Below are 5,588 nucleotides of genomic sequence, written 5' to 3'. Positions count from 1 at the left end.
CCGTCACCGTCCGTCTTCACTGCCAATCGTTCTCTTCCATCCATCGAATTGCCCAACAACCCAATCGTCCCATGTCCGCTTCAACGAAACACTCGCCATCCGCTCGACGCTCACTCGCGGCAATGTCGATTTTGATCGTCGGATTGGCCGTCTCCGCACGGTTGATCTTTGGAAGTGCGATTCCGTTTCTAACCGAAACGCCGATGGCGAACCCCACGGATCCAAGAACGACACTCGCGGCTTTGGAACCCGTTCAACCGGGGATGGCCGCTCACGCGACCAAACCGATCGACGCGTTGCGGGTAGGCGACCGCGTGCTGGCGGCCAACCCGGAGATTTCGGATCTGGAACGATCGACTTGGCAAGAACCGCGGTGGGATGAATGGATTCACTTGTCGCTGAAAATGCCTTTGCCTGCCCACCCGCCGACGGCCGACCTCGGCGACGGAAATGGGACACCGGTTCTGAACGTCGAACTGCTCCGACCGGAGCAGTGGTTCATCGAACAAGTCGGATTTGTGGTGCGGCCACGAAACGGCAATTCGCCTCCGACGACGATCCGCTCTCTGGTCGACTTTGAGCCGAATACGGATCGTAAACGTGTCGCGCATTCGCCGCTGCGACCGGCGTTTCGGCATCTGCTGGCCGTCGAAGCCGAATTGGACTGGCGTGAAATGGACCTGGTCGGATTGTCCGTTGAGCTGGATTTGCCCGAGATGGGCGCGGTCGGCACCGCCTATGTGACATCCATCGAGCCGTCGGTTTCGGTTCACCCGGGCGAGGGTCAGGTTGTCACCGCGACGTTCTCTCACCCGCCTTCGTCGGCCGTCTTGGACGTTCACTTCCAGGACGGATCGGCTCCCGTCGGCGTGACGGATAACCATCCATTTTGGTCGGTCGACCAACAGCGATTTGTCCCCATCGGAGAGATGGAAATCGGTGAGCGGGTGGTCACGTTTCACGGCGAAACGAAACGAATCGAGAGCAAACTGCCACGGCCCGGTCCGCAGTGGGTTTACAACCTCGAGGTCTACGGCGAACACGTCTACTTCGTCGGCGAGCAGGGCCTACTCGTTCACAATTCGTATCAGTCCAAGGCGGATCGGATACGCAACAAGTCTCAAGTGGATCTGTTGCGTGACGAGGCATTCGCGGTTCTGAAATCCGCTCGTCGTCACGTCGAAAAAGAGATGCGTCGCGACCCCCGATTCAGTGGACTCCTCCAAGCAGCACGGGGCGGTGACAGTCAGGCTAGTATGATTTACGGTTTCATCCTTGACGCCAAAGTCAAAAAGACGCTTCAATTGCCCGGAGCCGACACGGGGATCACTCGGATTACGGGCCTCGTGTTTTCCTCCGGCGGGTCTCGTCTCGGATCCGTCGTCAAACCGGGAGGGAGTTTTGGCGTCAAGGGACAATATCGTCTGCCGGATTTTACATTTGCAAGAGGCGGCGTGACCGAATTTTGGGACCTGAAGGGACCGGGATTCAATCGCGCGACCAGCAGGCAGTTTGATGACATTTTGAATTGGACCGGCGTCGAACCGATCGCTTTGAGGTACAACCGTTGAACCAGCCTTCGCGCAAACCAAACTCATCGCCTGGTGGAGTCGGTCATGGACTTCGCTAAGGGCATGGTTTTCTATCTCGACGGAGATCCCGCTGCTGCCCGTGAGACGTTGACGGGGCTGGTCGAAGGGATCTTGGACCTGATCGAACAGTCCGGTGGCGATTCCAGTCTTTCGAGTTTTGTGAAGCGGTCAAAATCTCAATGGGGCAAGTTCATTCAATCCGCCTCGTTCAAATCAAGCGAAAAATTTCAGACGCTGCGCTCCACCGCCCGCGACTTTCGCGTCGGGCAACTGTTGATGATGGGGGCCAGCCCGGCGCCGGGGTGTCTGAATCTGCCGTCGTTCTTATACGCCGAGTTGCCGGCCACGGTTGCAGATGAACAGATCACGTCGATTCTGGTTCGAGCCGTCGAATCAGACGACGTGTTTCTGGCCATGTCCGATCAGGTGTTAGCCGACAATCCGAAAGATTACCCCAGGTCAGCCGCCGCTGCGGTGAAGCGGATCGTCAAGGAAAACCTGTCGGTCAAACGCGCCGAAGACACTTGGCTGAATCCTGAGTTTCGTGCCGCACTGGCGCGTGACGGGGTGAGAATCTTTGACGGCCCCAACCGGATCATCGTCGTGTCGACCGAACATGCCCAGGAGCACTTGAAACATCTCGATTGGGAGGCGTTGTTGCCGATCTGGCGGCAAGACATCAAAACCTGTCTGGTCATTCAGGCATTGTCCGAATCAGATTGTCGGCGGCTCGCAGGGGCGATCACGACATCCACGTTTCCACTCGAAAAACCGAAAATGTTCTGGAAACAAGACGCTTGGGACCAATGGAAGCAACGTTTTCTCGGTCGCGGCACGTAGGTTTTTAAACGGGGCACCCTTAGTTTAAAAGTTGACGAAGCACTGGCGATCGCCTTGGAGAAGTTCCTCGCGTCCGATGTGCGACCGTCGAACGCCCCGATTCAAATTGCTACTGTAGAAAACCTGCAACGATTAAAACCCACGGATGGCAGCGCGAACCCACGGATTCCAGGCTGCATGATATCCGTGGGCCGACTTTCCCGCGGACACCCTTGCGACGTGACGTACCGTCACACTTTTCTGATCCCGTCGATCCGCCGCCCGTTCCCAAATCTTCTGCCATTGAAATACTCACCCCGCTGTCAGAATACCGCTGTGACTATTAGTCTTGTGCGATGGCGCGTGCGGTGAAAACGCTCTGCAATGATGCAGGCCACCGGTTCGCTCGATTCACGAATCGAAATCTCCATGTCCATCCAAACGAATCTTCCCGACTACGGGCGTACCTTTCCGCTCTACGTGCCGCCGATCGATTGGTTTTTTCTGATCGACGACAGTCCCGAGTACACGATGTCGTTCTTCCTGGACCTGGACTTTTCAGGCCGGCTGGATCCAGACCTCTTTCAAGCTGCGCTCGAGGAGGCGTTGGTACGCCATCCCCTGCTGTTCTGCGTCATCGAACTGGCCAAGAAAAATCGTCTCTGTTGGGTCTTGGCTCCTGACAAGGTGCCACCGGTCGATTGGGCCGACGGCGACGTGCCGATGGATTTCAAGAACAACGGCTACATCGACATTCGAACCGAAACCGGCCTCCTCATCTGGGTCCGGCAGGCCGCCGATTCGGCGCGGATCACGATGCAGTTTCACCATTCGGCCTGCGACGGTACTGGAGCCTATCGTTTCGTCGGTGACCTGCTCGGATGCTACATGAAGCGACTGCCCAGTTGCGAGGGCAAGGTCGAACTGGGGAATTTCGACACGGCGTTGTTGAAAGTGCGTCGCTCGAAAATGCGCAGCATCCGCATTCACGACAGCGGATTTAAGAAACTGAAAATCGCGATCGCCGAAGGCTGGAATCATCTGAGCACCCGTACCGCCCCGCTGAAGCCGCCGGCCACGCCGCCGAGCAACTTTGTGCTGCCCGGGATGGTCAAGCAAGAGTTTTCCTCCGGCGACCTGGCGACGCTGCGGACGGCCGCGACGTCCCAGGGCGGCACGCTGAACGACCTGTTCCTGTGCAAGATGTTTCAGGCGGCACTGAAATGGAACGGGCCGACGACCGGATCGCGCAAGATCCGTTTGCTGGTCCCGGCCGACATGCGCGACGGCCAAGATTTCGAAATCCCGGCGTGCAACATGACCGCGTGCACGTTCGTCACCAAGTCGGCCGCCGAGATCGAAGACGACAAGCGGCTGATGGATTTGGTCATCAAGGACACGCTGGCACTCAAAAACGGCGCTCCCCAATCCGCCTTCGTCAACGCGCTGACGTCGGCGATGGAAGGGACGATGTTGCAAAAATTGCTCAAGCACGGCGGCTGCCTGGCCACCGGCGTGTTTTCCAATGCCGGTGACCCTTCGCGTCGGTTCACCGGACGATTGCCCAAGCAACGCGGGAAGATCGCCTGCGATGAATTCACATTGGAGGCGATCACCGGAGTGCCGCCGCTTCGCAAACACACCCGCAGCACGCTGTCGTCGAGCATCTACGGCCGCAAGCTGAGCTTTTCCCTTCGCTGTGATCCCTACCTGTTCGGCGAAAACGATACCAAAGCGTTGCTGGAGCTGTTCTGTGATCAACTCAGGCCGTTGATCGACAAGGCGTGAATGCCGCACCGGCATACCAGCACGTGGCGTCAGCCAGTGGCGCGTGATGACCGCGAACTCCCCCACGCGCCGCTCGCTCACGCTTCCCGCTGAAGTGCATGCTCCTCTTCTTCGTTGATTGCCAACGAATACGCAAAACGCCCCAGCATCGCGGCGTACAGGAACGCGATCACGACGCACAGCGCCGCGCCGATTCCCGCATACAGCGGTTCCGGTGGTGCAAACCAAAAATACACCAGCGGCGCGGCGAGCGTCGCACCGGCCGCAACATAAAACACGCGGCATTCCTGGCGAGATCGTTTGAAGCCACGGAGCACATCCAGCGAGATCGGTGCCATGACCGTCTGGTTGTCCAGAATCGACAGCACGACATAGGGAAACACGAGGTGCGCCCCGAACAGCATCAATCCCACCGTGACCAAAGCGCGGGACGAAAACAGCGTTGCCAAAAACAGCGCGGGAGTCACCGAGCAAACGAGTGCGGCGCCGACGATCAGGCAGGATTCCAACCAGGCGTACAGATCGATCGTCGGCCAGTCCTCGACCGTCCGGCTGCCGTTGGCCACCGCATGAACGATCGCCAATCCGCAGGTCATCGCCAACGAAAACGCGATCGCCATGAAGGGAAAGGTGGCAAATCCGAGCCGTGGCCGCGCGACCGTCCCCGCGACAGGCAGTGCCAAGAACAGTGCGACTGCAACCAGATGAATCACGACTCCCGGATCGATGAACACGCTGAGGATCGATTTCGTCCAGCTGCTCATCGCGTTTTCTTCGCGGCTGAGCTTCTGGTCCTCCGCTTCGACGTCCACTTCCGCCGACTTCATCACCGATTCGATGACCAGTCCGGCATTCTCCGTCCGCCGTTCAAAGGGATGGGTTTCGCTACCCGGGAATGAGTCGGGGAATGGATCGGACGCCAGGTGCGACGTTGGTGTCGGCGATGATGACGACACCAGCTTCTTAGGAGGTCGCGGTACTTTGACCCGGCTGTGGCAATCGTTGCACCGCACCGTGCTGCCGACCTGACTGATGCTGACGTACTTGATGCTCTCGCACTTGGGGCAGCGGACGCGGAACTGCTCGATGTCCGGCGAAGCTTGCGGCGCCTTCTGCGGCGCGAAGTTCAAATCGGACGGCAAATCCTTCAACCCCAGCCAATCTTCGTCGTGATCCGTCGCGGCGACACTTTGGATGACTTGATTGGCCACCGGAGCGGTCAAAAACGGCTGCGAGCAACCCGGGCACCGCACGCGTCGACCGGCCTGACTTTCGCTGACCGAAACACGGACATTGCATTTCGGACAGAGAACGATTTGTGTCATGACCGCCGCAGAGAAACCGTATTACGTTGAATCGAACGGGCATCGGGGTTGGTGTGCAGGCTTT

General features: G+C 58.5%; 4 protein-coding genes. 3 read left to right on the top strand and 1 reads right to left on the bottom strand.

Annotated elements, in window-relative coordinates; genetic code table 11:
• Positions 1-71 precede the first annotated feature (71 nt).
• The 3 genes from NZK35_RS20120 to NZK35_RS20110 all read left to right on the top strand — a co-directional run bounded on the left by NZK35_RS20120 (position 72) and on the right by NZK35_RS20110 (position 4,199).
• Positions 72-1,571, top strand: a complete 1,500-nt coding sequence (locus tag NZK35_RS20120; protein ID WP_259634318.1) for a polymorphic toxin-type HINT domain-containing protein — start codon at positions 72-74, stop codon at positions 1,569-1,571.
• A gap of 45 nt (positions 1,572-1,616) precedes the next feature.
• A complete protein-coding gene (locus NZK35_RS20115) occupies positions 1,617-2,432 on the top strand; it encodes a hypothetical protein (RefSeq protein WP_259634317.1) in 816 nt (271 codons plus the stop codon).
• Positions 2,433-2,840: 408 nt separating this feature from the next.
• Positions 2,841-4,199, top strand: coding sequence for a hypothetical protein (locus NZK35_RS20110; RefSeq protein ID WP_259634316.1), 1,359 nt, complete (start codon positions 2,841-2,843; stop codon positions 4,197-4,199).
• A gap of 77 nt (positions 4,200-4,276) precedes the next feature.
• On the opposite strand, the gene NZK35_RS20105 is transcribed toward NZK35_RS20110, so the two are convergent.
• Positions 4,277-5,524, bottom strand: coding sequence for an RNA-binding protein (locus NZK35_RS20105; RefSeq protein WP_259634315.1), 1,248 nt, complete (start codon positions 5,522-5,524; stop codon positions 4,277-4,279).
• Between the last annotated feature and the right edge of the window lie 64 nt (positions 5,525-5,588).

This window comes from Stieleria sedimenti (assembly GCF_025060895.1).
In the GTDB taxonomy this organism is placed as follows: Bacteria; Planctomycetota; Planctomycetia; order Pirellulales; family Pirellulaceae; genus Stieleria; species Stieleria sedimenti.
The sequence above is the reverse complement of the archived record's forward strand: the minus strand, read 5'-3'. Positions and strand labels throughout refer to the sequence as shown.

Coding starts and splice junctions, on each gene's coding strand:
- NZK35_RS20120 (WP_259634318.1), top strand. CDS start 72: ATGTCCGCTTCAACGAAACACTCGCCATCCGCTCGACGCTCACTCGCG.
- NZK35_RS20115 (WP_259634317.1), top strand. CDS start 1,617: ATGGACTTCGCTAAGGGCATGGTTTTCTATCTCGACGGAGATCCCGCT.
- NZK35_RS20110 (WP_259634316.1), top strand. CDS start 2,841: ATGTCCATCCAAACGAATCTTCCCGACTACGGGCGTACCTTTCCGCTC.
- NZK35_RS20105 (WP_259634315.1), bottom strand. CDS start 5,524: ATGACACAAATCGTTCTCTGTCCGAAATGCAATGTCCGTGTTTCGGTC.